Raw genomic sequence first — 24,952 nt, 5'->3', positions numbered from 1 at the left:
TCGGATGTGCGATCGCCAACGATTCAAATGGAGGATGCGGTGCGTCGCGCTGCTCTGTGCGCTGGCGGTCGCTCCCTTGTGCGCTCAAGAGCCGCGCCGGACCAATGTGGTCGTGATCCTGGCCGACGACCAGTCGTATCAGGATTTCGGCTTCCTGGGAAACAGGGACGTGCTGACTCCGCATTTGGATCAACTGGCCGCCCAGTCGGCTTGCTTTGTCAACGGCTACGTGCCGATGAGCGTCTGTCGTCCTTCGTTGGCGACGGCGCTGACCGGGCTCTATCCGCATCAACATGGCGTTCATTTCAATCATCCTCCGCCCGGCTTGAAAGCGATGCAGGGGATGACCGCCGCTCAATACGAGCAAACCCGCGCGACAACCGATCGCCTGCTCATGCGGGTTCCTACCTTGCCGCGTATTTTGGCCCGCCATGGTTATGCTTGCCTGCAAACCGGCAAACATTGGGAAGGGGATTATCGCAATGCCGGCTTCACGCATGGCATGACGCTGGGTAAACCAAGCGCACGGCGAGACGCGATCTCTGGAACGCGTCAGCAATCCAACGGACAATGGGTCGCCCATGGCAACGGCGACGCCGGCTTGACGATCGGGCGCGAAACGATGGCGCCGATTTATGACTTCATCCGTCAACAGCGCGATCGCCCCTTCCTGGTCTGGTACGCACCGTTTTTGCCGCATGCGCCGTTTGATGCGCCAGCACGTTTTCAGGCGATGTATGCAGAACGCGAATTGCCGTCGCGGCTGCGGAAATACTACGCCGAGATCACGCGCTTCGACGAGACGGTCGGCCAGTTGTTGCAATTCCTGGAAAAGGAAGGACTGAGCGACGAGACGCTGGTCGTATTCGCATCGGACAACGGGTATCGCCCGGTCAGCGCGAGTTCGGCACGCCAAGATGATCGTTCTAAACTTTCTCCCTTTGAAGATGGATTGCGGACGCCGCTGTTGTTCCGTCTTCCTGGCCAGTCGAAGCCGCAACGCTATTCGCAATTGGTGCAAACGGTCGATCTAGCGCCAACCATCCTGGCGGCGTTGGGACTAGCCGATGAAATTACGCCGCGGATGCCGGGCGCGAATCTCTGGCCGGCGATTACCGGGATGGCCGATCCGCCGCCGCGCAGCGCGTTTGGCGCGATCTATCCAAACGACGCCCAATCGCTGGATCAACCTTCTCAGCATGTTCGCGCACGCTGGATTCGCGACGGCGACTTCAAATTGATCGTGCCTGCCGATCGCGAGCGACAAATCGAATTGTCGCTGTTTGATTTGCAAAGCGATCCGCAGGAAATGACGAATCTGGTCCAAGACCAGCAATATCACCCCCTTGTTACGCAACTTCGAAAGAAACTCGACGCTTGGTGGTCCGCGGAAGACGACTCGCGCGTTACGTTTACAGCACAGGAATCGCCATGACGCATCCTATACACGTACAACGGCTGTCGCGACGACGCTTTTGTGCAACCGCAGCTGCTATCGGCGCTAGTGCCGCCTGGCTTTCGCCGGCGGTGCAAGCCAAGCCGGTAAACGACGAATTTCAACTCAACTACATGCTTCCCTCCAGCATGTACGGTTACGCCAAGCTCGCCGAGATTTTGCCGGAAGCCAAAAAGATTGGCGCTACGCAGATTGACGTGTGGCCCAAAGTGCATGGCGATCAACGCGAGCAGATCGACGCTTTAGGCGAAGAAAAATTCGCCGAACTTCTCAAGCGAAACGACGTCCAGTTGGGCTGCATTACGCAGTACAAGCTTGGCCCGTTTGGTCTGCAGGACGAGATGCGTTTGGCCCAGCGATTTGGCTGCCAGCTGATGGTGACCGGAGGCGCTGGTCCCAAAGGGCTGAAAGGCGCCGAGCTCAAGAAAGCGGTCGCTGATTTCGTCGAAAAGATGAAACCGCAACTAGAAGTCGCCGAAGAAACCGGCGTCACGATCGCGATCGAGAACCACGCCAACAACTTGATCGAATCACCCGATTCGCTCCGTTGGCTGCTGGAGCTGCGGCCGTCGAAGCATTTGGCGATCGCATTTGCTCCTTACCACTTGCCGCAAGAGGAAAAGCTCCTCACGCAACTCATTCATGAGTTGGCCGAAGGGATGCAGATGTTCTACGCTTGGCAGCATGGCGACGGCGCGCATGATCCGCTGCCGACCGAGCGGCAACTGTTGCAAATGCCGGGTCGCGGTCCGCTCGATTTTCAACCATTGGTCGCCGCGCTCGCAGCGATACGCTACCAAGGCTGGACCGAAGTCTTTATGCATCCCGTTCCGCGCGGCGTGCCGATCTTGCCTACTGTTTCGGAAACGACCGCCGAGATTGCTCGGGGTCGCAACTATTTAGATCAATTTGTCGCCCAGTTGGCGAAAGGGAAATAAACGTGTCAAACAAAGTATTGATTATCATCGGTGACGCGTCGGAAACGCTCGACACGCTCTATCCCTACTATCGTCTGCAAGAGGGAGGCTACCATCCGGTTGTCGCCGCGCCGGAACAGCGTCTGTATCAGATGGTAATGCACGAAGTGAAGCCTGGCTGGACCATCACCAAAGAATGGGAAGGCTACACGCTGAAGGCCGAGATCGCTTTCGCCGATATCGTGCCGGAAGATTACGCCGGCATCATGCTGAGCGGCGGCCGCGCGCCAGAATACATTCGTTACGACGAACACTTAATCAACGCCACGCGTTACTTTGTCGAGTCAGGCAAACCGGTCGCGTCGGTTTGTCATGGGGTCGAGATTTTGGCCTACGCCGATTGCGTACGGGGCCGCCGCATGGCGACCGTCCCCAAGTGCAAGTTCGATCTCGAAGTTCGCGGCGGCGTCTTTGTCGATGAGCCTTGCGTTGTGGACGGCAACATCGTCAGCGGCCGCACGTTTCATGACAACGGACGCTACTTTGGCGCCTTCATGAAACAGTTGGACGAAGCTCGCGACGCACACCGCAACAACAAATCGACCGAAGCCAGCGGAGCGGCACGATTGGTCACCAACGGGGTCCATTCTTAATCGTCAAAGACCCGCTATGGAGGGGTGTTGCGGCGCAGGTGCTGAAAGTGAGATTTCGCCAAACGACATCAGGTTGGATCGGATCGGACAAGGTTGGACCGGATCGGACAAGGTTGGATCGGATCGGACAAGGTTGGATCGGATCGGACAAGGTTGGATCGGATCGGACAAGGTTGGATCGGATCGGACAAGGTTGGATCGGATCGGACAAGGTTGGACCGGATCGGACAAGGTTGGACCGGATCGGACAAGGTTGGACCGGATCCGCCAGCGCATGGAAAAACGCGAATTGTCAAAGAGCATCGGAGCCTCTGCGGAACTGCCGACAGATGCTCGTCCCCGCAGGGCGGAAACCTTCGTTAGCAGCGCCGAATGCCAGCTCGCCGTACGGCAATCGACCACGAATCCGTGCGTTTCGTCAACGGACAATTTTTGACCATCGACGGCGGTCTTCGTAGGCGAAACCGACCGCCAACCCTCGGCAAATAGCGCCTTCAAATCGCGCGCTGCAGGCGACACCAAGAATTGCCCAGCATCCCTCCACGCCAGCGAGATGCGCTGGCGTTTTTCCCTGCTGGAAGCAGCCAACTACTCGTCGCCAGAAGGTCCATAGACGCCAGGCACCGGAATATCATTCATCCGCAGATAAACGCGGACCGTTGCGCGGTGATGGATCATATGGCTAAGCGCCCATTTTCGTAGCGTCGCCCCTTTGGTCATGGTGAACATGACCTGACCGCCCATCATAAACGCCCAGTCTTGCGCGAAGACGTCGTCGGGCGTTTTCGCCAACACCGTGCGAGCGGTCGCTACGTTCTTATCGAACAGAGCGAGAATCTCCTCGATCGAATCCAGGCTAGGCGATTTCCAGGCCGGCCCGTCGATCGGAGCGATGTCGAGCGAATCGTGATCGAGCATGAACTCGATCCAGTTCGGAATGTCGGCCAGATGGTTGGCGTTCCAGCCGATCGTGTTCGACTTTTTGTGCGGCTTCCAGTCGAGCTTGTCATTCGGAATCGCTTCCAGCGTCTTACGGGTCAGCGACATCTCTTCATCAAATTCCGGCAACAGCGTCTCGGCAATCGTCATTTTGATTCTCCATTTCTAAGGTGCAGACATGCTTCAAGCTGAAAGTTCAGCCTTTCAATACCACGCCGATCGACAGTGTACAAAAATCCAGTAATCCTGGCAGTACGATTGCCATCGTTTTAAGGAGACAATTGGATCAATTTAGTATATCGCCGCATAATCACCCTATGATGCGAAGTCAATTCCCTTACGCCTGCGAAACTGGTTGACACAGCCCCCGCCAATAGGTAGCCTCAGGATGGTTTTTTAATAACAAACTGATTTTCAGGCTTCGATACATGCCCCAAAAAAGATTTGCTTTCACCCTGGTCGAACTACTTGTAGTCATCGCAATTATTGGGGTTCTGATCGCACTTTTGCTGCCTGCCGTACAACAGGCGCGGGAAGCTGCACGGCGAATGCAGTGTTCCAACAATCTGAAGCAGATGGCGTTGGCGATGCATGGCTACCACGATGTGCATCTCTCTTTTCCGATCGGCACTTATCAATATGGCGCTGCGGGCCTCTCGTTGGATCGTGGTTATATGGGCTGGTCGATTGGAATCCTCGGGTTCATCGAACAACAAAATTTGTTCGATCAGTACGACTCGTCCTATGACGCTGTTTCTTCGGTCAATACCGTTGTTCGCGAGAGCGTGATCGCAACCTACAACTGTCCGAGTGATCCCAATGCAGGCCAATTGTTGGGAACGGCGACGGCTAATTGTTGCGGGCGAAAATTTGCCAGCAGTTCGTATCGCGGCATCTCTGGCCGCTCTAATGGCTCCGGGTATTTCGATGACGTCATCCTGTTCCCCTCGACAAACCGGGAAGATAAGGGGATCCTCACCGCGCTGGAAGAAGGTGAACGACCGACGCGATTCGCCGATATCACCGATGGTACAAGCAATACTTTACTGGTTGGCGAAGCGCACGCGACAGGCACGCCGGATCGGGGCGCCTTTTGGGCACAGACCTACACTTCGTATGCACTCGCTTCGATCACGGTCGGTTATCCCGCTCCAACTTTTGGGATTACTGATTATTCCGATTGCGCTACGGTCGCCAACGACCAAGGCGTCCACTTGAATGCTTGCAAGCGATATCTGGGATCGCTGCATACCGGCGGAGTCCAATTTGCACGTGCCGATGGCAGCGTTAGCTTCACTTCTGTGACGATCGACCAAGCCATCTTAGGCGGTCATGCGACGGCCTCCGGTAACGAAGTACTTCCCTAGTTATGGCCAATAGAGAAGTAACTTCGGACCCGCGTTACCAAGCGTTTTAAGCCCCAGGCATTCCTTCGAGAGCCCCATGAATCCCTTGCAGAACGCCGTCGCAGTCAATCGTGCAAAGCCCCACTTTACCGCCTTGCTGCAATTGGCGGCGAGCAGTTGTTGTCTCATCGCTCTGATCGGCTGTGGAAGCAATCCGTATTTGCCTGTCTCTGGCACTGTGCTGCTAGATGGCCAACCACTCGAAGACGCCAAGCTGATTTTTGAGCCCATCGGCGACGCGGAGGGCAATACTAGCGGCAGACCCTCGTATGGTCGCACCGATGCGTCAGGGCAATATTCGCTTCATTGTCCCATCGCCGATCAAGATGGAGCAGTCATCGGTCGGCACCGCGTGCGAATTGTGACAACCAAGTTGCCCACGTACACCGAGACTCAAAAATCGAAAGCAAGGAAGCACCTGCAAGAACAGGAGGCCGAAGGCGGTAATCCTAACGCAGAGATCACACAGGAAATGGTGGACAACTATCTCAGCGACGTTGTGCGAGTGGTGGCGACCAAAGAATTGCTGCCAGCCAAGTATAACTCTCAGACCGAGTTGGAATTTACCGTCAAAGCGAGCGGCGACAACCAAGCCGATTTTGATCTCCAATCACGGCGTTAGTGCGCACTCTTGCGCAACGCCGTTTGCTTGTTGCGGACACCTCTGCTCCGCGGCAATGATGTCTGACTTCGGCGAGCGGGCTAATCTTACTCTTGCCTCCGCGACTGCTTGGCCTAAAAAAGTCGCTTCTCCCCGTCGTATTTGTCGCAAGGCGAAATCCGACCTCAAAAGATGCTCCAGGGGGAATCGATATTAACCTTCGCGCTTGCGAGGGTTCTTTCTATCGAGCAATGGCAAGAAAAATAAGCCCCCTTATTTTGCAAAAACTTGTGAGGATTGGCGCAATTCGCACCCAAACACCAAAACTCAACTTGTCGACTCGGATATCGATCGTGAGAATCAAAGGAGACTCACCCACCCTGTTGTTTGCCGATTTTATGCCTGCGAATCGCCCTCTTACCCTAGGACTCTGGTCGTATGATCGATGCGTCCGCTGCTGCTGCCTTTGAATCGACGATTGGGCCCGCTGGCGACATGCCGCGCAACTCTGGCGCCGCGCTGTTGGCGCTTTGCATGGGCGCCTTCGCGATCGGCACGACCGAGTTTTTGCCGGTCGCGCTGTTGCCAACGATCGGTGAGGATCTGGAAGTGTCGCTTCCGGCCGCCGGCCTGTTGGTCTCCGGCTATGCGTTGGGAGTCACGCTGCTGACGCCGATCTTGTCGGCGATGTTCTCCGGCTTGCCGCGCAAAGGGATGCTGATCAGCTTGATGGGGCTCTTCTTTGTGACGAATCTGCTGTGCGCGTTGGCGCCCAATTATGGCTTTTTGCTGGGCGTCCGATTTTTTACGGCGATCTCGCACGGCGTCTTTCTGGCCGCGGCGACAACCGTCGCAACATCGCTGGTTCCCAAGGGGAAAGAGGCGCATGCGATCGGCGTGATCTTCGCCGGATTGTCGGTCGCGATGGCGACGATCGTTCCGCTGGGGTCGCTGCTGGGGCAAACCTTGGGCTGGCGCGTCGCGTTTGCCGGCACGGCCTTCCTGGGGCTGTTCGCGATGCTCGCGCAAGCGCGCTATCTGCCGAAGTTGCCGGCGCCGACCAAACGCTTGACGCTCGCCGGTCAGGCGATGGTTTTGAAACAACCGCGCGTCTTGCTTGCCCTGAGCATGACAGCGCTCGGCTACGCCGGTACGTTCGCGACGTTCACTTACTTGACCGCGATTCTCGAAGAGATTTCCGGCTTCCAGGCGGTCGCCGTTACGTTGATCCTGGGAGTCCTTGGCGTCTGTATCACGATCGGCAATCTCATCGGCGGCAAAGCGGCTGATCGAAGTATTTACCCGGCGCTGGCCGGTCTGTTCGCTTTGGTGGTGGTCGGGATGCTTGGGCTTTGGTGGGCCGCGCCGTTTAAAATTGGGATGATCGTCGCGGTCATCTTCTTTGGTCTGTTCATGTTCAGCCCCGGCGCCGGGCTGCAAATGTTAGTCGTCAATCAGGCGCGTCGTTGGAAGCCAGGCGCCGTCGATGTCGCCGCGGGGCTGAACCAATCGGCCTTCAATCTGGGAATCGCGTTGGGCGCCGTGATCGGCGGTCAGGTAGTCGCTTCGCCGCTGGGACTAGGAGCGACGCCGTTGATCAGCGCCGGCGTGGTGATGCTGGCGATTGGTTTGATCGCACTGGGTTGGCGAATGGATCGGAAAGATGACGCGGCGGCGGAAGAGAAGCTTGTCGAGCAAGACGCGATCCGCATTGCCGTCGATTCGCCGGCGACTGTGACAAGCTAACCGGCGAACGACCAAGACAAGCGTTTAGCGGCAGGCGCTTGCTATTTCGCCTGCAATTCAAAGTTGTGCTCGTTTGGTCCGTCCGGCTGGATTTCGACGGCAAGCGTGCTTTGATTGTTATATTTCGGCGGGATGATTCCTACGATGACATCCTCCATCAAACCGGTCGCAGCGTCTTTCCTCTTGCGGCCGGTATCGCGATAGGCGCGAATTTCAACGCGATAGTTGCCTGGGCTGGGACCGGCGTCACGTTCGATTTCGTAACTCCCCTCCCGAATATCTCCGCTGGCCGATGGTCCTTCACCGGTAGGAGAAAACAGGATCATCCCTTCTTTGAGCGGCTGGCCATCCAGCGATACCGCGCCGGAGACTTCGACGCGCGGAACGCCCTCACGCCCGCAGCCGACCAGCGCAAGTACGATCGTCGCCAGCGAACTCCAGCGGATGACTTGGCGATTTTGGTAGAGAAATTGCGTCATATGTTCCTGCCTAACTCAATGCTTGATCGACGCGCAGCCGCCATTGTCTCACTTGTCGGCTGCAACTTCTACGGAAGGTCCACCACTTCGCCGCCTGATTGCGTACTGGCCGCTTGGTAGGTGCTTAGATTGATCGTGTCGGGCAGAAATCGAACAGAGCCGTCGCCAAACAAGGTTTGTACGCCGCCGGGATGTCGACTGCGCGAGCCGACGTAAGAGTCTTCTCGAGAAGCGCCGGTGCTGCACGGCATTTTCACTTCCGGCTGATGTTTGCAATTGTTCCCCAGATCATAGGCCGAAGAGTTAGGGCCGATCGCCGTGCTGATCTGATAGGTCATCGACGTTTCGTTCCAGAGACGACCACGCTGATCCGAAGTTACCGCGCCTGCGCCTGACGTGAATTCGGGGGCCTGAAGCATTTCCAACATCATTAAGGTGTTCGAGCTGCCGTCGGTCATGCTGGCGAAGTTATTGACTTCATTCACATAAAACGGGGTTTCTAAACCACGATTGTTGGAATAGCCGCCCTGGCTCCAATTGACGCCATAACTTCCTTTATGGTCTGCGTAACCTTCCGCTGACTGGCGCGACTCGTCGCTGGGACATTGCCAGGTCGAAATGTTCGCAAACAACGCCGCGTGGTTCGCGGAGGGCTGGGCATGCCACGCGAGCTTGTCGTCGTATAAATCGCTGCGAGGGCCCTGCTCGATGAAATCAAGCATGAAGCGAACAAACGGCGTTCGCTTGGCTGAGGTTGTGATTGCGCCCGGGGGAAAACTTTTGAAGGTGTCGTGATAGTTGTGCAGCGCGAGCCCCAACTGCTTCAGATTGTTGCTGCACTGCGAGCGACGGGCCGCTTCACGGGCTTGTTGAACCGCTGGCAACAACAACGCAATTAAAACACCGATGATAGCAATCACAACGAGCAGTTCCACGAGCGTAAAGCCTACTCGTAATTCCGAAGATTTGCGATTCGATTCTGCTCGATTCATGGTCTCACCGTAAAGCCAATGGGGGGGACAATAATCACTCCAGGCTAGTGTAACGGCGTCTAACTGTCAATTAACTCTTTTTTCTTGCCGCCAGCGGCCTTAAGGCATCGATTGGCTCGTGAGGAGAATTGGCCGTAAGTGCTAAATTCCCACTTCGCCCGAGGACTCTGGCCAAGACAAGGCGCTGTTTTCGGGTTGGTTGGGGCCTAAAATCAATCTCGGCTCCGATCAACTTACCAATGCAGAATCGGCCACTCACATTGGGCCAGTTCCCAGGCCGCCAACTTTTTCCATTTTAGCTGACGAAAGATTGCCTGATGCCGCCTACGTTTCGCCTGCTGCTGACTTGCGTCTTGTGTTGTGCGGCCGCGCATTCGCTTGCCGCCGCCGAGCCAACCAGCAAACCAAAGCCCAACTTCGATTTCGACGGCCCGATCTCGCGCGCCGTGCTTGAGAACTACCTCGATCGCAGCGTGACGATGGCCTATTTTCTGGTCACCGGGAACGTCGAAGGTTCACGCGAGTACTCCTATCGCGAAGATGACCTGCGACTGATCCAGAACATCCGTCCAAAGTTCATTGGCCGCGCCATCTATCGTTGGAACGGCGAAAGTCGACTTAGCGATCCTCGTTTTTGGAGCGGCGCCAAAGAGATCCTCGACCGGGTCCACGCGAGCGACGATCAGGTGATCTTTCAAGGCTGTTTGTTCGAGACGATCAGTCCCGAAGTGAACCAGGTAAAGATCCCCGCGTGGGTCTTCGCCGAGTTTCAACTGCCGGTCGAAGATCGCAACTTTTCGTACGACGCGATGCTCAACGAACAGGGAAAATTGGTTCGCCATTGGGGGCGAAGCAGCGTGCCGGACATCAGTCGGCTGGAGTCGCAAATGTGGTTCTACTATCTCGCAGGCGCCTACATCGACTTGGGCTGCGAGGCGCTCCATCTAGGGCAAGTCGGCTTGATCGGCATGAATGATCCTGATTTCACGCATTGGTCCCATTTGATTTCGCGAATTCGAAATCACGCCGCGAAGAAGGGACGACGGCATTGGGTGTTATTGGATGCGCACGTACCGAAGGGGGGCATGATCGTCGACGGCAAGAGCCTGCTTGACTTCAACTCGTTTCCGCTGCGGATCAAAGAGATTGTCGAGAAGCCGCATGAAGGGGAATTGGAGGTTGGCTATCTCGACGCGATCTTCGGCCGCAGTCGCGGCTGCATTTCTCCCAGCGGTTGGAAGTGCGACAGTCTCCCTTACCTGGTCGAATTGGATAACTACGGACGCAGTCGCAAGGCGAACGTCGCCGACACCAAGTCGATCTTCGTCTGGGGCTGGGACGAAATCTCCTGGTTCGCGCAGCAAGACGAACAGTATCGCAACGATTGGCTCGTCTACGCGCATCGCTGGATTCGCGAACATGATCCCAACGGGCATTTGCAGTTGCCGGTCAATCGGATGATCACCTGTCCCAACGAAACAGGCGGTAACTATCGCGCGAATACGCGCAGCACTGCATGTCCGGTCGGCTATTCGCAAGAAGAGACGATCAAGCAGTTGTTCTCAAACGGCAAAGCAGCGCTTGAGTCGCGTTAGAATTGATCGTCCGACGAGAGCGGCGCGGTTTTCGACGTTTCGTTGGCGGCGTGGTCGTGCAACACTTGGCTCAGATCCAGTCGCGGCGCTTCAGCCCACAACTCTTCGAGCGAAAAGTAATCGCGCGTTACGTCATCAAAGATGTGAATCACGACGTCGCCGTAGTCAAGCAGAATCCAGCGCGAGTCGTCGTAGCCTTCACGGCCAAGACGCGTGTCGCCCAGTTCTTTTTCAAACTTGTTGTCGATTTCGTCGCTGATCGCATGCAACTGCCGGCGGCTGGCGCCGGTGACGATCACAAAATAATCGAACGCGGACGTCAGCTTGCGCATGTCGAGGACGACGATATTCTTGGCGCGATTGTCTTCAGAAACTTGGGCCGCAGCGTGCGCCAGCTCAAGACTGCTGGCGGTCGTCTGCGCATCGGGCCGTTTGTGGGGGGAAGTCGTCTCCGACACGTAATTCCTCTGTGGGGTCGAAAGCTGAAAAATCTGCGGATGGAATCGCCGCTTGGTTCACGAAAGCAGGGCCGAAGCCAGCGACGAGAAGTGTGCCTGCGAAACGCAAGCCCTAGAAAACGGCGTTTCCTAGCAATGCATTCTACTGGCGATCTTCGGGGCGGCTAGACGCGAACCGTCAGGGAAAGGCGCAGTCTGCCGCTGACAGGTTCACTTTCTAGCGGCCGATCTGCGAAAATTGCCAACCAGCCAGGTTCGGCGGAAAATCAGTAAGGTATTACTATAAAACAGCTTGTGGCGTTTCCCTCGTCGCTGCTGGTCGCTCTCGATTTTTTCACATCCCCCTTACGAAGTCGCTAATAAGGGCGTACAATCTTGGGTTTTCGACCGTTTCCAAACCTTCCATAGAGAAAGTGGGTCTAAAGATGCCAAAGATGAAGACGCACAAGGGAACGAAGAAACGGTTCCGACTGACCGCCAACGGACATGTAAAGCACCGCCAGTGCGGTACGAGCCACTTGGCCACTCGCTTGAGCTCGAAGCGGACGCGCAACCTGCGCGGCACCCGCGTGCTGGCGGAAGTGGACGAAGTGATGCTGACCAAAGCGCTTTGTGGATACAGCTACTAGGTAGCGATATCCTCGTCGGAATTGTGGATTCGAGCTTGATTTATTCCCAGTGCACGGGCAAAAACGCTTCTCCAAACATCGGCGAAGGGCCTAGTGGACGAAACGAGGTGACAAGATGAGAACGACTTACGGCGCCGCACGGCACAAGTCGAAGAAGCGACTGTTTAAAAAAGCCCGCGGTTTCCGCGGCGGTCGCGGCAAGTTGCTGCGAACGGTGAAAGAAACCTTGATTCGCGCCGGCGTTTACGCCTATCGTGACCGTAAGGTGCGCAAACGCGAATTCCGCAAGCTGTGGATCGTGCGTTTGAACGCCGCCGCACGTCAGCGCGGCATCCGCTACAGCCAGTTCATTTATGGACTGCGCAAAGCGGGTCTTGAGCTTGATCGCAAGACGCTGTCGGAAATGGCCATCCATGATCCACGCGCCTTTGACGAAGTGACCGAGTTGGTGAAAACCGCCCTGGCCGCCTAAGGCGCCTTGACTGCATAAGGCGCACGTCACGTGCAATCGATGCCGAAACAACATGAGCCGCCGGGACTTCTCGGCGGCTTTTTTACTTTCTAGGAAGTGCCCGCGAGCGAGAGAGCGATGTCGCTGAACGATTTCATTCGCGATTTGGATAACCTGGTCGACTCGGCTGTCGAGCGCTTTAACGAAGCGGTCGATAAGTTCGACGGCGATGTGTTGGAAGCGGCCCGCGTCGAGTTTCTTGGCGCCAAGAGCGGCAAGCTCAAGTCGGCGCAAAAGGGACTCGGCAAAGTTGGCAAAGACGACAAGCCGGCGGCCGGAAAACGCTTTAACGAAGTCAAACAGCGAATCGAAGAGCTGTTTGAGTCGGCTGTCGCCAAGTTAAGCCAATCGAGCGGCGGCGGGGCTTCGTCGGAAGCGTTCGACGTCAGCTTGCCCGGCACGTTGCTGCCGGTCGGCCACGTCCACCCGATCACGCAAACGATCGAAGAGCTAAAAGACATTATGGGCCGGCTTGGCTTCGCGGCGGTCGAAGGCCCCGAGATCGAAGATGACTGGCACAACTTCGAGGCGCTCAACATCCCGCTCGAGCACCCCGCGCGCGATCCGCTCGACAATTTCTATCTGCATGCCGGAGCGAAAGCGGCCGGCGGCGACATGCTGCTGCGAAGCCAGACCAGCACCGTGCAGATTCGCGTGATGGAAGAGACCAAGCCGCCGATCCGGATCGTTTCGCTCGGCCGCGTCTATCGTCCTGACGAGATTGACGCGACGCACTACGCAATGTTCCATCAGATCGAAGGTCTGATGATCGACACCGACGTCACGATGGCCGATCTGAAGAGCGTGCTCCATCTCTTCGCCAAGACCTATTTGGGGCAAGACGTTGAGATTCGATTTCGGCCGTCGTTCTTCCCGTTCACGGAACCGAGCGTCGAAGTCGACATGCGTTGGAACGACGCTTGGCTCGAGTTCGGCGGCGCCGGCATGGTCGATCCCAACGTCTTGCGAGCGGTCGGTTACGATCCTGAAGTCGTCACTGGGTTCGCCTTTGGCTTGGGGGTCGAGCGACTTTGCATGCGTCGCCATGGGGTGAACGATATTCGGCATTTGTACAACAACAACGTGCGATTCCTGTCGCAGTTTTAAGAGCGGAGAGTCTAGGGCGCCATGTTAGTATCCTGGAAGTGGCTCAACGATTATCTGCAGCTTGACGTTTCGGAAGCGGAATTCTGCGACCGCGTCACGATGGCGGGCCTCAACTACGACGGTTCTGAATCGGTTGGCGATGATCGTCAGTTGGATCTGGAAGTGACCAGCAATCGCCCCGATTGGCTCGGCCATATCGGCATTGCACGCGAAGCGTCGGTATTGTTCGACTTCGATCTGCAAATTCCGCCGGCCCAAGTCACCGCAACCGGCCAAGCGATCAGCGACTATCTGAGCGTCACGATCGAGGACGAATCGTTCTGCCCGCGCTACATCGCCCGGACGATCAAAGGGGTGAAAGTTGGCCCCAGCCCCGAGTGGCTCGCGCGGCGGCTAGATACCCTGGGCATCAACGTCGTCAACAATGTCGTCGATATCACCAACTATGTGTTGATGGAAATCGGCCAGCCGCTGCACGCGTTTGACCTGGCCAAGATCGATGGTTCCGGCATTACCGTTCGCCAGGCGCTGGCCGGCGAAAAGTTCATGGCGATCGATCACAAGACGTACGACCTGGAACTGGGCGATTATGTCATTGCGGACGAAGTTGGCGCCGTCGCGATCGCCGGCGTCATGGGCGGGGCCGACTCGGAAGTGACCGAAGCGACGACCGACCTGCTGATCGAAGCGGCTCAGTTCGCGGCGCTGCCGGTTCGCACGACCTCGCGCCGCTTGAAGCTAAAAAGCGATTCCTCCTACCGCTTCGAGCGCGGCGTCGATCCCGAGATGATCGATTGGGCCAGTCGCCGCTGCTGCGAACTGATCCTCGACATGGCTGGCGGCGAACTGGCCGAAGGCTCGATCTATGCCGGCCGCCAACCGCAGCCGCGCAAGTCGGTCACGTTGCGTCTGGGGCAACTGAAACGGATCCTGGGGATTGAAGTTCCCGCCGATGAGGTCGAGCGCATCTTGTCGCGTTTGGGCAACGAAATCGAATCGGTCGCCAGCCAAAAAATCACTGTCATCCCACCCAGTTGGCGCCGCGATCTCGATCGCGAGGTCGACCTGGTCGAAGAAGTGGCCCGCATCCATGGCTACGACAAGATTCCGCAAGACGCCGCGGTGAAGATGTCGGCCTCGCATCGCAGCGACGCCGACCGGGTTCGCTCACGCGTGCGCTCGTTGATGATCGCCGCCGGCATGAACGAAGCCGTCACGCGCAGCGTCGTCAGCAGCGAGTGGTCGGCTGCGTTCCATGGTTGGAGTCAGTCGGAAGCGTTGACCGTCACCATTCCGATGGTTCGCGGCGAAGATTGCCTCCGCTTAAGCGTGCTGCCGAGCCTGTTGGGCGCCCGACGGATGAACGAGAAATTCGACAACTCGCCGATCGAGCTATACGAAGTCGCCAAGGTTTATCTGCCGCGCAAAGATGACCTGCCGGATGAACGCTATATGGTCAGCATGACCAGCGGGCGCGATTTCCGCGGACTCAAAGGAGTGATCGAAACGCTGGTCCACTCGCTCAATCCGACCGTTCGCGTCACCGCGTCGCGTTTCTCCGACGGTCTGCTCGATGTGGAGCAAGCGTGCGAGTTGAAGATCAACGGCAAGACGCTCGGATTCTTGGGGCTCTTGAGCGCTTCGGCCCAAAAGCAGTTTGAATTGCAACAACCGGCGACCGTCGCCGAGCTCGATCTGAGCGTGCTGGAAGAGCTGACGGTGCTGATTCCTCAGCATTTTGATTTCAGCACCTATCCGGTGATGACGCGCGACTTGAATTTGGTGGTCGACGAGACGCTGACCTGGGATCAGCTGGAAGCGGCCGTCAGCGCTTCGGCCGGCGAACTGCTAGAGAAGGTTGAGTACCGCGAGATCTTCCGCGACACGCAAAAAGATGGCGCCGGCAAAAAGCGGGTGCTGTTCACTATCACGCTACGAGCCGCCGATCGCACGCTGACCGGCGAAGAAGCGGATGCGGTGCGCGATAACATCGTCGCTGCGTGTGAAAAGCAGCTGGACGCGAAGCTGCTGGGCTAGGGCGTCCCCGGCTGTTCAGTTCACAAACCAGTATCAGCCGCACGGCGTTAGCCGCGGTTTTTTTCCCAAGAGTTCCCGTCAGAAACCGCGGCTAACGCCGTGCGCCTGATTTCTTGGAAGCCGAAAATAGCGGTTTGACAGAACACTAGTACGCTTCGGCCATATCCCGAGCATGATAGCTACTACGCACGAACGGGCCGCTGGCGACCTGTTTGAAGCCGAGTTCTTTGGACTTGCGGCCGAGCATCTCGAACTCTTCCGGCGGGATATAACGCTCGACCGGCAGGAAGCGTTGCTCGTCAGGTTGCAGATATTGACCGAGGGTCAGAAAGTCGACATCGTTGGCTCGCAGGTCTTCCAGCACGGCGAAGATCTCTTCGTGCGTCTCGCCCAGTCCTAACATCAAACCGCTTTTGGTTTTGACCTTAGGGTTCAGCGCTTTGACCCGTTTGAGCAGACCAAGCGTCCAGGCATATTCTGACTTCGGGCCGCGGACCCGTTTGTAGAGCCGGGGGACCGTTTCCGTATTGTGGTTGAAGACGTCCGGCGACGCGTCGACGATGATCTTGTCGAGCGATTCTTTGCTATGAATGAAGTCTGGCGTCAGCACTTCGACCGTCGCACCGGTCCGTTCGCGGACCGCTTCGATACAGCGGATATAGTGCTGGGCGCCGCCGTCGGGCAGATCGTCGCGGGTCACCGACGTGATGACGACATGCTTGAGCCCCAAGCGGAACGCGGCTTCGGCCAAGCGCTCCGGCTCATCGCTCGACAGTTCTTCAGGCTTGCCGCGGGGAACCGAGCAGAAGCTGCAAGCACGCGTGCAGATGTTGCCCAAAATCATGAAGGTCGCGGTCTTCTGCGAATAGCACTCCATCCGGTTAGGACACTTGGCGCTGTCGCAGACCGTTTCGAGCTGCAATTCTTCGAGCAGCTCTTGCGTAAAGTGGTTGGCGTTCCCCTTGGGGACGTTCCGTTTCAACCACTTCGGCAGACGTTGTTTCGGATGGGAACTTGGCGCCGGGGCGTCGATGATCGGCAGGTCGACAATCGGAAGTTCAACCAACTCGTGCGAGTCGCTCACGTTGATGCTCGGAGATTTCAAAAAGCAAAGGATGCCCTTCGTACCAACGCCGGTCGACGCAGTCAAAGGAATCAGCCAGCCGTCGCGCTGCGATTCGGGCCACAGTCTCAATTCTAGCTGGTCGATCCGTTTCTGACAGCAGGCTCCCCATAATGGGCGAGTCGCCGGGCGCCGCTAATTCAGCGGGATTCGCTTCGACAAACGACTGGGAGTCGCCGCTCGCGTGGATGTTGAGAAATGCTCCGTGACTGGTGATCCAGTTTTGCACCGCAGCGCCAACCGCAGCTAAGAGGCCGCTTTTTCCCCATACGCCGTAGCGCCCAGGCCGCGTATAGGCAGGCACGCCGAGCGAAACTGCTGAAGTCACAAGGGCTTGCTGCAATCGCTCCAAATATTCGCCGACGGTCCAATTTCGGGCTCGTAGCGGTACAATGGGATAAATCGCTAATTGGCCGGGACCGTGCAGCACGCAACCGCCCCCCCGGCCGACCCAGCGAACTTGCCAGCGAAGTGAATCGAGTTCGTCCTGCGTCAAACGAATATGTTGCCGCGAACCTGCTCGGCCGACGGTGATCATACTCGTATGTTGGCACAGGAGTACGGTAATTCGCTCGTCATCACGGCCGCTGGCTTCGTAAACCAGTCGGCGCTGTAAAGCGAGACACAGGTCAAAGTCGATCATTCCTAAGTAATGGAAGTCAACGCCTGTCGAATCATAGTGGTCGTTTGTACGAGAAGACACGGATTATCGTCACCGCAAGAGGGTAATTTCTGGCTGCGATCAAGGACGGGGAGAGTAGCAATTCCCTAAGGCGGGGAAAAGACCAGCCGAGATGCGGATGGTGGCTAACTCCGTAGTAAATAACGACTAGCAGTCGAAGCGGCGATTTTCCGCTTCGCAAGATCAATTCAAAAAATTGCGCACGCCGCTAGCAGCCCATGCGAAAGCACCCATGGCGAAAAAAAAAGATTCCAAAGAAGACCAAAAGAAGAAGCTCGAACGGCCCATCGGCGAAAACCGTAAAGCGCGGCATGATTACGAAATCATCGACACGCTGGAATGCGGCATCCTGTTGGTCGGTAGCGAAGTGAAGACGTTGCGCGACGGCAAAGTTTCGTTGGGGGAAGCGTTTGCCCGCGTGCTGCGCGGTGAAGTTTTTTTGGTGAATTGCGAGATCCCCGAGTATCGCAACACCAGCATGTTTCTGAATCACGAACCAAAACGCCCTCGCAAGCTGCTGTTGCGCAAAAGCGAAATCATCAAATTCGCCGCCAAGAGCGACGACAAAGGGCTGAGCATCGTTCCGCTCAAGATGTACTTCAAACGAGGCCTGGTCAAAGTACTGCTCGGCGTCGGCCGTGGACGCAAGCAACATGACAAGCGCGATAAGCTGAAGCAGCAAGACGCCAAACGGGATATCGCCCGAGTGATGCGCAGCCGGGATTAGCAAATTGTAAGGTGCGTCGAGACGCACCTTACTTATAGCTCAAACGCCAATCCATCCAACTCGCGCGACAACCGGGTCGCATAGTTGTCAGTCATCCCGCTGACAAAATCCATTGCTTGGCCTAACCACCAGCGATGTTCTTTCGCGAGATGCTCTTCCACGTATTCTTTTCCCCATGCTAGCTCGGCGCAGTTCTTCGCCAGAAAATGGAGCTCGTCGTAGCTTTGGGCATTGCTGATTTCCTCGACCGTTTTCAGCAACGTTTTTAAGATCCGACCCAGCACATGGTAGGCGCCCAGTTCGGTCACGATCTTCTTGCGGTGCCCGAAGATTTCTTCGTACATCTCGCCGACCTTGTCCAGGTACTCTTTGAATTCTGTCGGAAGCGACGATTTCAAATCTTCGACTCGTTCCCCATGCATGATGCGGTGGTAGTCGTCCTGAAAGACTTTCCAGAACTCGTCGACCATCCGCTCGATCACTTCTCCCCGGAGTTGTGCGATGCCCATGGGGGAGTTGTTGGGGTTGCCCGAAATCTCGAGCATCAAGTTGTGGACGCGCTGCTTGTCAAAGATTTGCATCGCGACGGCATCTTCCAGGTCAAGGATCCGGTAACAGATGTCGTCGGCCGCTTCGGTCAAAAAAGACAAGGGATGCCGGCAGTAGACGCCATCACTGCGGACCAGACCGAGCGTTTGAAAAACGTCGGCGAATTCCTGCTTCTCCAGCGAATGAAAGTTGTGTTTGCGCTTGCTGGCGGTCTGCGTATCGGTCGATCCCCAAGGATACTTCACCACGCTTCCCAACGTGGCGTAGGTCAGACGCAAGTAGCCTGCTTGGGGATTGTCGGCCCGCGAAGCGATCCGGAATCCCTGGGCGTTTCCTTCAAAGTGCTCCCAATCCGCGACGATCGCGGCCTGCTCCTGCTCATTCAGGCCGGCGCGAATCGATTCTGGGAAAAGATAATCGCGGTGCTTGGCCGACCAGGTCCGGATCACTTCTTCGCCGGCGTGACCAAACGGCGGATTGCCGATGTCATGGATCAAGCAAGCGGACTGCACGATCCAATCGATCGAAGTGAGTTGATCCGGAGCGAGTTCCTCGGTTTGCACGATCAAGTCGGTCACACGCCGAGCGAACGAACGGGCGACGCTAGCAACTTCAATCGAATGGGTCAGCCGATTATGAATATGATCGTTTTGCGCCAGAGGGTGAACCTGCGTCTTTTTCGCCAAGCGGCGAAATGGGAGCGAAAAGACGATGCGATCGTAATCTCGCTCAAACGGGGTTCGCTTGTCGACGCGGCGCGGTCCGCTAGCAACCGTCGCTGTTCCCTCTTTCCGCCAGGCGGTTCGCGCGGAAGATAAAAGCGTCGTCCAGTTCAGGGGAAGTTCCATCTCAGTCTGCCAGTCTCGCCGTGCGAATCTACGTTGCTTCCAACGCCAAAATCGAGTTGCCGGAATTCCCTCGAAGTATACCGGAAACCGAGATAGCAGGCTTCGGCAGGACGCCCCCCGGCGCTGGATCGCCGGTTGCCAAAATGATTGCGCGTGACGAAACACGAACGCAAGATGCGGCTAGGGTCCATCTCTTCACCGCTTTCCGCTTTTCTTCTTAATCCGCGTCGATCATCGCGCCGCGATACATGATCTTGCCCTTGGTCGCGCTAAAGCGTTCGGCGAGTTGCGGGATGTCGTCGTCGTGTCCCAGCACGATGACGATGTCGCCGGCGGCGAGCAGCGTGTTGGCCGGCGGATTGAGCATCGTCGAGCCGTCCAAGCGGCGAATGCCGACGATCAAGAAACCATGGTTGCTGCGCAGTTCGATGTCGCCCAGCTGTTTGTTGACCAGCGTCGAACCTTCGGCGACTTGCAACTCGTCAAACTGCAGGCCGATGCGGCCCAGTTCTTCGTTCATGTCGCTGCGGTGCGTCAGCTGCTCGAGCATGTTTTCGGCCGAGGGGCGAATGATCATTTGGGCCAGCTTTTTGGCGCCGATCGCTGTCGGCAAGACCACCTTGTTGGCGCCGCAGCCGATCAGCTTTTTCTCGGTGCGCGGATTCTCGGCCCGCGCGATGATCATCAGGTCAGGATTCATCTCGCGCGCGGTGACCGCGACAAAAACGTTGGTCGCGTCCGCCGAGAGGACCGTCGCCAACACGCTGGCTTGGCGGATGCCGGCCTGCTCGAGGACAAATTCCTCGGTCGCATCTCCCTTGATGATCAAGTAGCCCATCGCGTCGGCCGCTTGCAAGCGGGCGTCGTCGGCATCAATCACGACGAACGGCTTCCCTTCGGCGTGCAGTTCGCGCGCGAGGATCGAGCCCATTCGACCAACGCCGCACAGGATGGTGTGACCGCTCAGTTTTTCAATGTCTTTTGTCATTCGTCTCGACCTCAACGCCTTTTGCAATTCGCCATCGACCACCATTTGCATGAACCCGCCGACGGTATAAATCACCGCTCCATAGCCGGCGATGATGACGACGATCGTCAATGCTCGCAGCGGGATTGACTCGACCGGCTGCACTTCGCCATAGCCGACGCCGAAGATGGTGATAATCACCATGTAGATGGAATCGGCCAACTCCCAGCCAGCCGAGACGTAGCCGACGACCGCGACCACGCAGATCAAAACAAACAGCACGGCGCCGGTGACCATCTTGCGAATGGGCGCCGACAGCGGACTTGGACGCTTGGGGTCGACGTGGTGGTCGAAACTATCGTCAGTTTCCACAGATATAAAGTCGCCAGCGGTAAGTGGAGGGGAAAGCGCATCGGAGAAGCGCCGCCGCGCTCGTCTTGCCTGACGATTGGGCCGCCTGATTCTTTGCTGGTAAAGGGTCCGCCTGCTTTAGCCAACTCGTTTTTCAGTTTAACACCGAGACTCCAAAAAAGCGAATACGAAGTCGCCGGGTTGAAATTACTGCGCGGCCACGGCAGAATCGGACCTTTCTGCTGGTAAGCAACGATGCGGATCAGCCAATCGGGCAATGATTTTCCTACCAATCGAAGGCGGAGCCTGAAATGGGAACGTTCGGCACAGGCGTATTTGACAACGACGGAGCGCTTGACTTTGTCTGTGAACTAGTCAGCCAACTGACGGACAAGATTCATACATGTCTGGAAGAAGGGAGCGCCGATCTCGATGAAGAGGGAGACGCCGTGCTGTTGCCGGCTGTCGCGGTCATCAGTTTGCTGGCGAAAAACTGCCATGCCGCGCCGCCTGATCTGGAAGTGATCTACTCGTGGCGCGATCGTTATCTGGCGATCTATGATCAACAGATCGATGAACTGGATCCCGATCCTGGATACAAAGCGGAACGCCGCCAAGTGGTGGAAGCGACGTTCGAGGATTTGGTGACGCTGGCGAAGATGTTTGCCGAGGAGTGACGCCGCGTCAAAAATTGACAGCGGATCGAAAATGGCGGAGGCTATGTTGAACTCCTCCCTTTCAGCGTTCCCAGGCCAGGGCTCATGACCATCGCCTTTCAACAAACGATCCCGATCTTGCGGATCTTTGATGTCGACAAAGCCAAACAGTTTTATGTCGACTTCTTGGGATTCGCCATCGACTGGGAGCATCGGTTCGATCCGACTGCACCGCTTTACATGCAGGTCTCCCGAGGTGGGCTGATCTTGCATCTCAGCGAGCATCACGGCGACGCCAGCCCCGGCGCGAATGTCTTTATCTGGATGACCGGCGTTGAATCGCTGCATGCCGAAATCACCGCGAAGGGGTACGCCTACAATCGCCCCAGCGTCGAAAAGACGTTCTACAACTCGCTCAGCATGAAGGTGATCGATCCGTTCCATAATCAGCTGCAGTTTAATGAAGAGATCAAATCGGATGGCGAGGTGTAGCTCCTCGGTTATCTGCCCGCTTGATCCAACATCAGCTGCCGCGCTTCCATTTCGGCCAATTGCCAATCGCCGGCTTCCCCCATGTCGGCGATGCGAGTAAGCATTGCGTGCTCGCTTTCACTCAACTGACCGGCATCCATTCGAGCGCTGATCAGAACGCGAAACTCTTGCAACTGCTTGTCGTTTTGCAGATTGCAGACGGTCGACAGGGTTTCGGCCATTTCATACGCTTCGCCGCTGACTTCGGGATAGCGCGTGCAGCCGAGCACAAGCAACAGCGCGGCGACCAAGAAGAGTTGAAAATGTTTACTCATAGGAAACGACTTCTCCTTCGGCGATGCTGGTCATCGCAGCGAACAGTTGACGATTGACGACTTCGGAAATGAAGCGGACCGAACCGTCCCCCAACAGCACGTTGGCGCCGCCGGTATGTTCGGACTGCATCTGCCCGACATGCAAAGTCGGAAAATTGGGGGGATGAATAATCGGATTGCCGAGCGCGTCTTGTTCGCCGATCGCCGGTCCACTGTGGACTAGCACCAGCGTCGCTGCAGACTCGGCGCCGTTGTCGGGCGAGTTAATCCGCGGGTGCACAAAGGCGCCCGGCACGACGCCGACCCACGTTTTGTCGCTCAGTCGCGACGTATGCTCACCGCAAAAGACGCTGTTCGACAGTCCGTCGACCACGTCCCGAAAACGCGTGTTTGAATTGCGAAAGAAGGGACCGTCCGCAATTTTGCCGGCGTCGCCGTTATAGCCTCCGCTGGGTCCGCTGGCGTCTCCCCAGCATTCTTCCTGTCCGTGACTGACGACATAGTGGGAGCGTCCGAGATAAATGGATCCGGCGCCTTTGTCGAGCGCGACGCCAGCGTCGTCGACCACCAACAGCGGATCGGTCGGGCCAGCCGAGGAGGGACAAAGAAACATTTCGACCTTGGTTTGCGCCCCGGCTTGATGCGTCGCATCCCAGACCTTTCGCCGATTGTCGAGCGCGGCGGCGAGTCCGGTCTGTTCGACATACGGCAGGATCAGTTTTCCCCAACCCCAGCCTGGCGCGGCGTCCCAGGTCGTCGCGTCATAGTCGCCGGTCGGCAAGCTGCTGATTGATCCATACTTGTTGTACGAAACGTAGCCGGAGGGGAACGAACCGAGCGTGTCGTGGTAGTTGTGCAGGCCGATACCGATCTGCTTTAGGTTGTTGGTGCATTGCATGCGGCGAGCGGACTCGCGGGCCTGTTGGACGGCCGGCAATAGCAACGCGATCAGGACGCCGATGATCGCAATGACCACCAACAACTCGACCAGCGTAAAGGCAAAGCGTCTACGTTGCAGGGGTAAAAAGTTCGTCAATTCGCGATCCATGGGCCGGCTTCCTTTTGTGCAAATGTTGTGCATGGTTTTGATTCATCAAAATAATGAATATGATGCAGCAAATCAATGTGGAGGCAAATGTTTGCAGGAAATCTGATTAATGGAAATAAAGTGTCCCCATGCGAGCATTTTTTGGTCAGTTCGGCCCCGCTATGCCTTGCTGGCCTGATCGCGGGAATCCGCTAGAATGGGGTGAATTGCTTCCGCCAATACAAATCACAAGGAGGGCGCTGTGGCCTCACCGCTTGAATCGCTGATCGCTGCCGGTACAAAACTGTGGCTCGACTCGATCGATCCCGATCTGGTCCGCTCGAATTTCGCCCTGGGCGCTTCGGGGGCGACCTCGAACCCTGTGATCGTCTCGGACTTGATCAAGACGGGCCGATTTGACGACAAGATCGCCGCGCTGCTGGAACAGGGGTTCTCTGACAGCGACTTGGCCTGGAAGCTGACCGACGAGTTGGTTTCCGGCGCCCAAAGCGTCTTCTTGCCGGTCTGGGAGAAGACGAGCGGCAACGACGGTTACGTCAGCTTCGAGCTCGATCCGTTGCTAGAAGATCCGGAAGCGGACATGCCGCACGCCGATCGGGTCGCTAAGTACATCGAGCTGGGCAAGCAATGGGCCACAGGACAGAAGAACCGCATGATCAAGGTTCCGGCCACTCCTGCCGGGCTCGACGCGTTGGAAGAACTGTGCGCCGCCGGCATCACGCTGAACGTGACGTTGATCTTTACTGAGCGTCAGTACGAAGCGGCTCGTGACGCGATCTGGCGGGGAGCCCAACGTCGCGAGAACCTCGACAACTTCAAGAGCGTCTACTCGATCTTCGTTTCGCGGGTCGATGTTTATACCGATCAGCATTTGCCGCAACTGACCGACGCCGCCCAGGGACAGTTGGGGATCGTCAACGCCAAACGCATTTGGCAGGCGAACAAAGCGTTCTGGAGCGACAAGCCGGTCAAGCTGCAACAGGAAATGATCTTTGCATCGACCGGAACCAAAAAGCCGGAAGACCCCGCGTGGAAGTATGTCGCTGCGTTCGCCGGCAGCGACATCGAAACCAATCCGCCGGGGACCAACGACAAAGTCCAACAGAGCGGCAAGATGATCACCAGCGAAATTGACGAGATGCCGAGCGCCGAAGTGCTGGCCGATCTCGACAAGCATGTCGACTATTCGCATCTCGAAAAGACGCTGATGGAAGAAGGCATCGCGAAGTTCGCCAATCCGCAAAAGGGCCTGCTGAAACTGATCGGCGAAAAACGAGCCGCAATCAAAGTTGGCTAGTTTCGACAAGCAATTTCAATTCCACGAAGACGTTGACCAAGTAAAATTGGTCAGCGTTTTTTTGCAGGCATAGAGATAGTCGCCTTTCGCTCTGCGAAAGTAGCGTTTGCAAGACGAAACCACAGCAAAACAGCGGTGTCGATACGACGACTACCAATGCGCGGCGCTACTTTCGCAGAGCGAAAGGCGACTATCATCGCCGACGAAATGAGGTGGCGGAAAGCAATGCTGGACAAGCCCGGCAGTGGTAATCGGCGCTTGTGCAGGAGGCTCAGGGTACGATTTTTCATTTGCTTCTTCGCGTGTTAACGGAGATAAAGAAGGAATCGAACCGTGCGCGGATCCCAGGCAACACTCATAGGAGGCGGAGCA

General features: G+C 56.8%; 26 protein-coding genes. 15 read left to right on the top strand and 11 right to left on the bottom strand.

From position 1 onward, the window contains the following. Positions 1 to 4 precede the first annotated feature (4 nt). From M4951_RS22330 to M4951_RS22320, 3 genes are read left to right on the top strand one after another with little or no spacing between them, the layout of a single operon-like run. Entirely contained in the window at positions 5 to 1,435 is a 1,431-nt protein-coding gene (locus tag M4951_RS22330) for a sulfatase-like hydrolase/transferase (protein ID WP_262023818.1), read from the top strand. Continuing rightward, positions 1,432 to 2,394, top strand: coding sequence for a sugar phosphate isomerase/epimerase family protein (locus tag M4951_RS22325; protein ID WP_262023817.1), 963 nt, complete (start codon positions 1,432 to 1,434; stop codon positions 2,392 to 2,394). Before M4951_RS22330 ends, M4951_RS22325 begins: the two co-directional genes overlap by 4 nt. A 2-nt stretch (positions 2,395 to 2,396) precedes the next feature. Beyond that, the gene (locus tag M4951_RS22320; protein WP_262023816.1) at positions 2,397 to 3,026 is read left to right on the top strand and encodes a DJ-1/PfpI family protein; all 630 of its coding nucleotides are present in this window, start codon (positions 2,397 to 2,399) and stop codon (positions 3,024 to 3,026) included. Positions 3,027 to 3,614: 588 nt separating this feature from the next. Here M4951_RS22320 and M4951_RS22315 read toward each other — a convergent pair. Further along, entirely contained in the window at positions 3,615 to 4,115 is a 501-nt protein-coding gene (locus M4951_RS22315; RefSeq protein WP_262023815.1) for a DinB family protein, read from the bottom strand. A 278-nt stretch (positions 4,116 to 4,393) separates the two neighbouring features. Between M4951_RS22315 and M4951_RS22310 the strand changes: the two genes are divergently transcribed. The 3 genes from M4951_RS22310 to M4951_RS22300 all read left to right on the top strand — a co-directional run bounded on the left by M4951_RS22310 (position 4,394) and on the right by M4951_RS22300 (position 7,718). Then, entirely contained in the window at positions 4,394 to 5,332 is a 939-nt protein-coding gene (locus M4951_RS22310; RefSeq protein ID WP_262023814.1) for a DUF1559 domain-containing protein, read from the top strand. Positions 5,333 to 5,408: 76 nt separating this feature from the next. After that, positions 5,409 to 5,993, top strand: a complete 585-nt coding sequence (locus M4951_RS22305) for a DUF4198 domain-containing protein (protein WP_262023813.1) — start codon at positions 5,409 to 5,411, stop codon at positions 5,991 to 5,993. Positions 5,994 to 6,410: 417 nt separating this feature from the next. Next, positions 6,411 to 7,718, top strand: coding sequence for an MFS transporter (locus M4951_RS22300; RefSeq protein WP_262023812.1), 1,308 nt, complete (start codon positions 6,411 to 6,413; stop codon positions 7,716 to 7,718). 41 nt (positions 7,719 to 7,759) lie between these two features. On the opposite strand, the gene M4951_RS22295 is transcribed toward M4951_RS22300, so the two are convergent. Further along, complete coding sequence (locus tag M4951_RS22295) at positions 7,760 to 8,197, bottom strand: hypothetical protein (protein ID WP_262023811.1); 438 nt, start codon at positions 8,195 to 8,197, stop codon at positions 7,760 to 7,762. Positions 8,198 to 8,265: 68 nt separating this feature from the next. Further along, on the bottom strand, positions 8,266 to 9,132 hold the full coding sequence (locus M4951_RS22290) for a DUF1559 domain-containing protein (protein ID WP_410050412.1): 867 nt from the start codon (positions 9,130 to 9,132) through the stop codon (positions 8,266 to 8,268). Between the two features lie 374 nt (positions 9,133 to 9,506). Between M4951_RS22290 and M4951_RS22285 the strand changes: the two genes are divergently transcribed. Continuing rightward, on the top strand, positions 9,507 to 10,784 hold the full coding sequence (locus tag M4951_RS22285) for a hypothetical protein (protein WP_262023809.1): 1,278 nt from the start codon (positions 9,507 to 9,509) through the stop codon (positions 10,782 to 10,784). Here M4951_RS22285 and rsfS read toward each other — a convergent pair. Beyond that, positions 10,781 to 11,242 (bottom strand): ribosome silencing factor, encoded by a 462-nt coding sequence (gene rsfS / locus M4951_RS22280; RefSeq protein ID WP_262023808.1) that lies wholly within the window; start codon positions 11,240 to 11,242, stop codon positions 10,781 to 10,783. The genes M4951_RS22285 and rsfS overlap by 4 nt on opposite strands. Positions 11,243 to 11,667: 425 nt before the next feature. Between rsfS and rpmI the strand changes: the two genes are divergently transcribed. The 4 genes from rpmI (at position 11,668) to pheT (ending at position 15,526) form a co-directional block, all read left to right on the top strand. Beyond that, positions 11,668 to 11,871 carry a 50S ribosomal protein L35 gene (gene rpmI / locus M4951_RS22275; RefSeq protein ID WP_262023807.1) on the top strand — a complete coding sequence of 68 codons (204 nt, stop codon included), beginning with the start codon at positions 11,668 to 11,670 and terminating at the stop codon, positions 11,869 to 11,871. Between the two features lie 115 nt (positions 11,872 to 11,986). Next, the gene (gene rplT / locus M4951_RS22270) at positions 11,987 to 12,343 is read left to right on the top strand and encodes a 50S ribosomal protein L20 (RefSeq protein WP_002655568.1); all 357 of its coding nucleotides are present in this window, start codon (positions 11,987 to 11,989) and stop codon (positions 12,341 to 12,343) included. A 135-nt stretch (positions 12,344 to 12,478) separates the two neighbouring features. After that, positions 12,479 to 13,489 carry a phenylalanine--tRNA ligase subunit alpha gene (gene pheS, locus M4951_RS22265; RefSeq protein ID WP_410050446.1) on the top strand — a complete coding sequence of 337 codons (1,011 nt, stop codon included), beginning with the start codon at positions 12,479 to 12,481 and terminating at the stop codon, positions 13,487 to 13,489. 21 nt (positions 13,490 to 13,510) lie between these two features. Continuing rightward, positions 13,511 to 15,526: a phenylalanine--tRNA ligase subunit beta gene (gene pheT / locus M4951_RS22260; RefSeq protein ID WP_262023805.1), complete on the top strand. Its 2,016-nt coding sequence runs from the start codon at positions 13,511 to 13,513 to the stop codon at positions 15,524 to 15,526. A gap of 145 nt (positions 15,527 to 15,671) precedes the next feature. On the opposite strand, the gene lipA is transcribed toward pheT, so the two are convergent. Together lipA and M4951_RS22250 are read right to left on the bottom strand one after the other, a co-directional pair. Next, the gene (gene lipA, locus M4951_RS22255; RefSeq protein WP_410050411.1) at positions 15,672 to 16,610 is read right to left on the bottom strand and encodes a lipoyl synthase; all 939 of its coding nucleotides are present in this window, start codon (positions 16,608 to 16,610) and stop codon (positions 15,672 to 15,674) included. Then, the gene (locus M4951_RS22250) at positions 16,585 to 17,352 is read right to left on the bottom strand and encodes a lipoyl(octanoyl) transferase LipB (RefSeq protein ID WP_262023804.1); all 768 of its coding nucleotides are present in this window, start codon (positions 17,350 to 17,352) and stop codon (positions 16,585 to 16,587) included. Before M4951_RS22250 ends, lipA begins: the two co-directional genes overlap by 26 nt. A gap of 211 nt (positions 17,353 to 17,563) precedes the next feature. Between M4951_RS22250 and smpB the strand changes: the two genes are divergently transcribed. Beyond that, entirely contained in the window at positions 17,564 to 18,058 is a 495-nt protein-coding gene (gene smpB, locus M4951_RS22245; RefSeq protein WP_262023803.1) for an SsrA-binding protein SmpB, read from the top strand. A gap of 32 nt (positions 18,059 to 18,090) precedes the next feature. Here the strand turns inward: smpB and dgt are convergent, their stop codons facing one another. Together dgt and M4951_RS22235 are read right to left on the bottom strand one after the other, a co-directional pair. After that, on the bottom strand, positions 18,091 to 19,455 hold the full coding sequence (dgt, locus tag M4951_RS22240) for a dGTP triphosphohydrolase (RefSeq protein ID WP_262023802.1): 1,365 nt from the start codon (positions 19,453 to 19,455) through the stop codon (positions 18,091 to 18,093). Between the two features lie 217 nt (positions 19,456 to 19,672). Beyond that, on the bottom strand, positions 19,673 to 20,794 hold the full coding sequence (locus M4951_RS22235) for a potassium channel family protein (RefSeq protein WP_262023801.1): 1,122 nt from the start codon (positions 20,792 to 20,794) through the stop codon (positions 19,673 to 19,675). A 290-nt stretch (positions 20,795 to 21,084) separates the two neighbouring features. Here M4951_RS22235 and M4951_RS22230 point away from each other — a divergent pair, with 290 nt between their 5' ends. Both M4951_RS22230 and M4951_RS22225 read left to right on the top strand, forming a co-directional pair. After that, the gene (locus tag M4951_RS22230; protein ID WP_262023800.1) at positions 21,085 to 21,450 is read left to right on the top strand and encodes a DUF4259 domain-containing protein; all 366 of its coding nucleotides are present in this window, start codon (positions 21,085 to 21,087) and stop codon (positions 21,448 to 21,450) included. An 84-nt stretch (positions 21,451 to 21,534) separates the two neighbouring features. Then, complete coding sequence (locus tag M4951_RS22225; protein ID WP_262023799.1) at positions 21,535 to 21,921, top strand: VOC family protein; 387 nt, start codon at positions 21,535 to 21,537, stop codon at positions 21,919 to 21,921. A gap of 8 nt (positions 21,922 to 21,929) precedes the next feature. Here the strand turns inward: M4951_RS22225 and M4951_RS22220 are convergent, their stop codons facing one another. Together M4951_RS22220 and M4951_RS22215 are read right to left on the bottom strand one after the other, a co-directional pair. Continuing rightward, the gene (locus M4951_RS22220) at positions 21,930 to 22,235 is read right to left on the bottom strand and encodes a hypothetical protein (protein ID WP_262023798.1); all 306 of its coding nucleotides are present in this window, start codon (positions 22,233 to 22,235) and stop codon (positions 21,930 to 21,932) included. Continuing rightward, positions 22,228 to 23,283, bottom strand: a complete 1,056-nt coding sequence (locus M4951_RS22215) for a DUF1559 domain-containing protein (protein ID WP_262023797.1) — start codon at positions 23,281 to 23,283, stop codon at positions 22,228 to 22,230. The genes M4951_RS22220 and M4951_RS22215 overlap by 8 nt, the downstream gene beginning before the upstream one ends. Before the next feature lie 241 nt (positions 23,284 to 23,524). Between M4951_RS22215 and M4951_RS22210 the strand changes: the two genes are divergently transcribed. Continuing rightward, complete coding sequence (locus M4951_RS22210; protein WP_262023796.1) at positions 23,525 to 24,580, top strand: transaldolase family protein; 1,056 nt, start codon at positions 23,525 to 23,527, stop codon at positions 24,578 to 24,580. Positions 24,581 to 24,630: 50 nt separating this feature from the next. On the opposite strand, the gene M4951_RS22205 is transcribed toward M4951_RS22210, so the two are convergent. Continuing rightward, on the bottom strand, positions 24,631 to 24,870 hold the full coding sequence (locus tag M4951_RS22205; RefSeq protein WP_262023795.1) for a hypothetical protein: 240 nt from the start codon (positions 24,868 to 24,870) through the stop codon (positions 24,631 to 24,633). Positions 24,871 to 24,952 lie beyond the last annotated feature (82 nt).

It is taken from the genome of Blastopirellula sp. J2-11, from assembly GCF_024584705.1.
Lineage (GTDB): Bacteria > Planctomycetota > Planctomycetia > Pirellulales > Pirellulaceae > Blastopirellula.
The sequence above is the reverse complement of the archived record's forward strand: the minus strand, read 5'-3'. Positions and strand labels throughout refer to the sequence as shown.

Coding starts and splice junctions, on each gene's coding strand:
- M4951_RS22305 (WP_262023813.1), top strand. CDS start 5,409: ATGAATCCCTTGCAGAACGCCGTCGCAGTCAATCGTGCAAAGCCCCAC.
- M4951_RS22220 (WP_262023798.1), bottom strand. CDS start 22,235: ATGAGTAAACATTTTCAACTCTTCTTGGTCGCCGCGCTGTTGCTTGTG.
- M4951_RS22225 (WP_262023799.1), top strand. CDS start 21,535: ATGACCATCGCCTTTCAACAAACGATCCCGATCTTGCGGATCTTTGAT.
- M4951_RS22310 (WP_262023814.1), top strand. CDS start 4,394: ATGCCCCAAAAAAGATTTGCTTTCACCCTGGTCGAACTACTTGTAGTC.
- M4951_RS22230 (WP_262023800.1), top strand. CDS start 21,085: ATGGGAACGTTCGGCACAGGCGTATTTGACAACGACGGAGCGCTTGAC.
- rpmI (WP_262023807.1), top strand. CDS start 11,668: ATGCCAAAGATGAAGACGCACAAGGGAACGAAGAAACGGTTCCGACTG.
- dgt (WP_262023802.1), bottom strand. CDS start 19,455: ATGGAACTTCCCCTGAACTGGACGACGCTTTTATCTTCCGCGCGAACC.
- M4951_RS22330 (WP_262023818.1), top strand. CDS start 5: ATGTGCGATCGCCAACGATTCAAATGGAGGATGCGGTGCGTCGCGCTG.
- rplT (WP_002655568.1), top strand. CDS start 11,987: ATGAGAACGACTTACGGCGCCGCACGGCACAAGTCGAAGAAGCGACTG.
- M4951_RS22300 (WP_262023812.1), top strand. CDS start 6,411: ATGATCGATGCGTCCGCTGCTGCTGCCTTTGAATCGACGATTGGGCCC.
- M4951_RS22215 (WP_262023797.1), bottom strand. CDS start 23,283: ATGGATCGCGAATTGACGAACTTTTTACCCCTGCAACGTAGACGCTTT.
- M4951_RS22315 (WP_262023815.1), bottom strand. CDS start 4,115: ATGACGATTGCCGAGACGCTGTTGCCGGAATTTGATGAAGAGATGTCG.
- M4951_RS22295 (WP_262023811.1), bottom strand. CDS start 8,197: ATGACGCAATTTCTCTACCAAAATCGCCAAGTCATCCGCTGGAGTTCG.
- M4951_RS22285 (WP_262023809.1), top strand. CDS start 9,507: ATGCCGCCTACGTTTCGCCTGCTGCTGACTTGCGTCTTGTGTTGTGCG.
- pheT (WP_262023805.1), top strand. CDS start 13,511: ATGTTAGTATCCTGGAAGTGGCTCAACGATTATCTGCAGCTTGACGTT.
- M4951_RS22325 (WP_262023817.1), top strand. CDS start 1,432: ATGACGCATCCTATACACGTACAACGGCTGTCGCGACGACGCTTTTGT.
- smpB (WP_262023803.1), top strand. CDS start 17,564: ATGGCGAAAAAAAAAGATTCCAAAGAAGACCAAAAGAAGAAGCTCGAA.
- M4951_RS22205 (WP_262023795.1), bottom strand. CDS start 24,870: ATGAAAAATCGTACCCTGAGCCTCCTGCACAAGCGCCGATTACCACTG.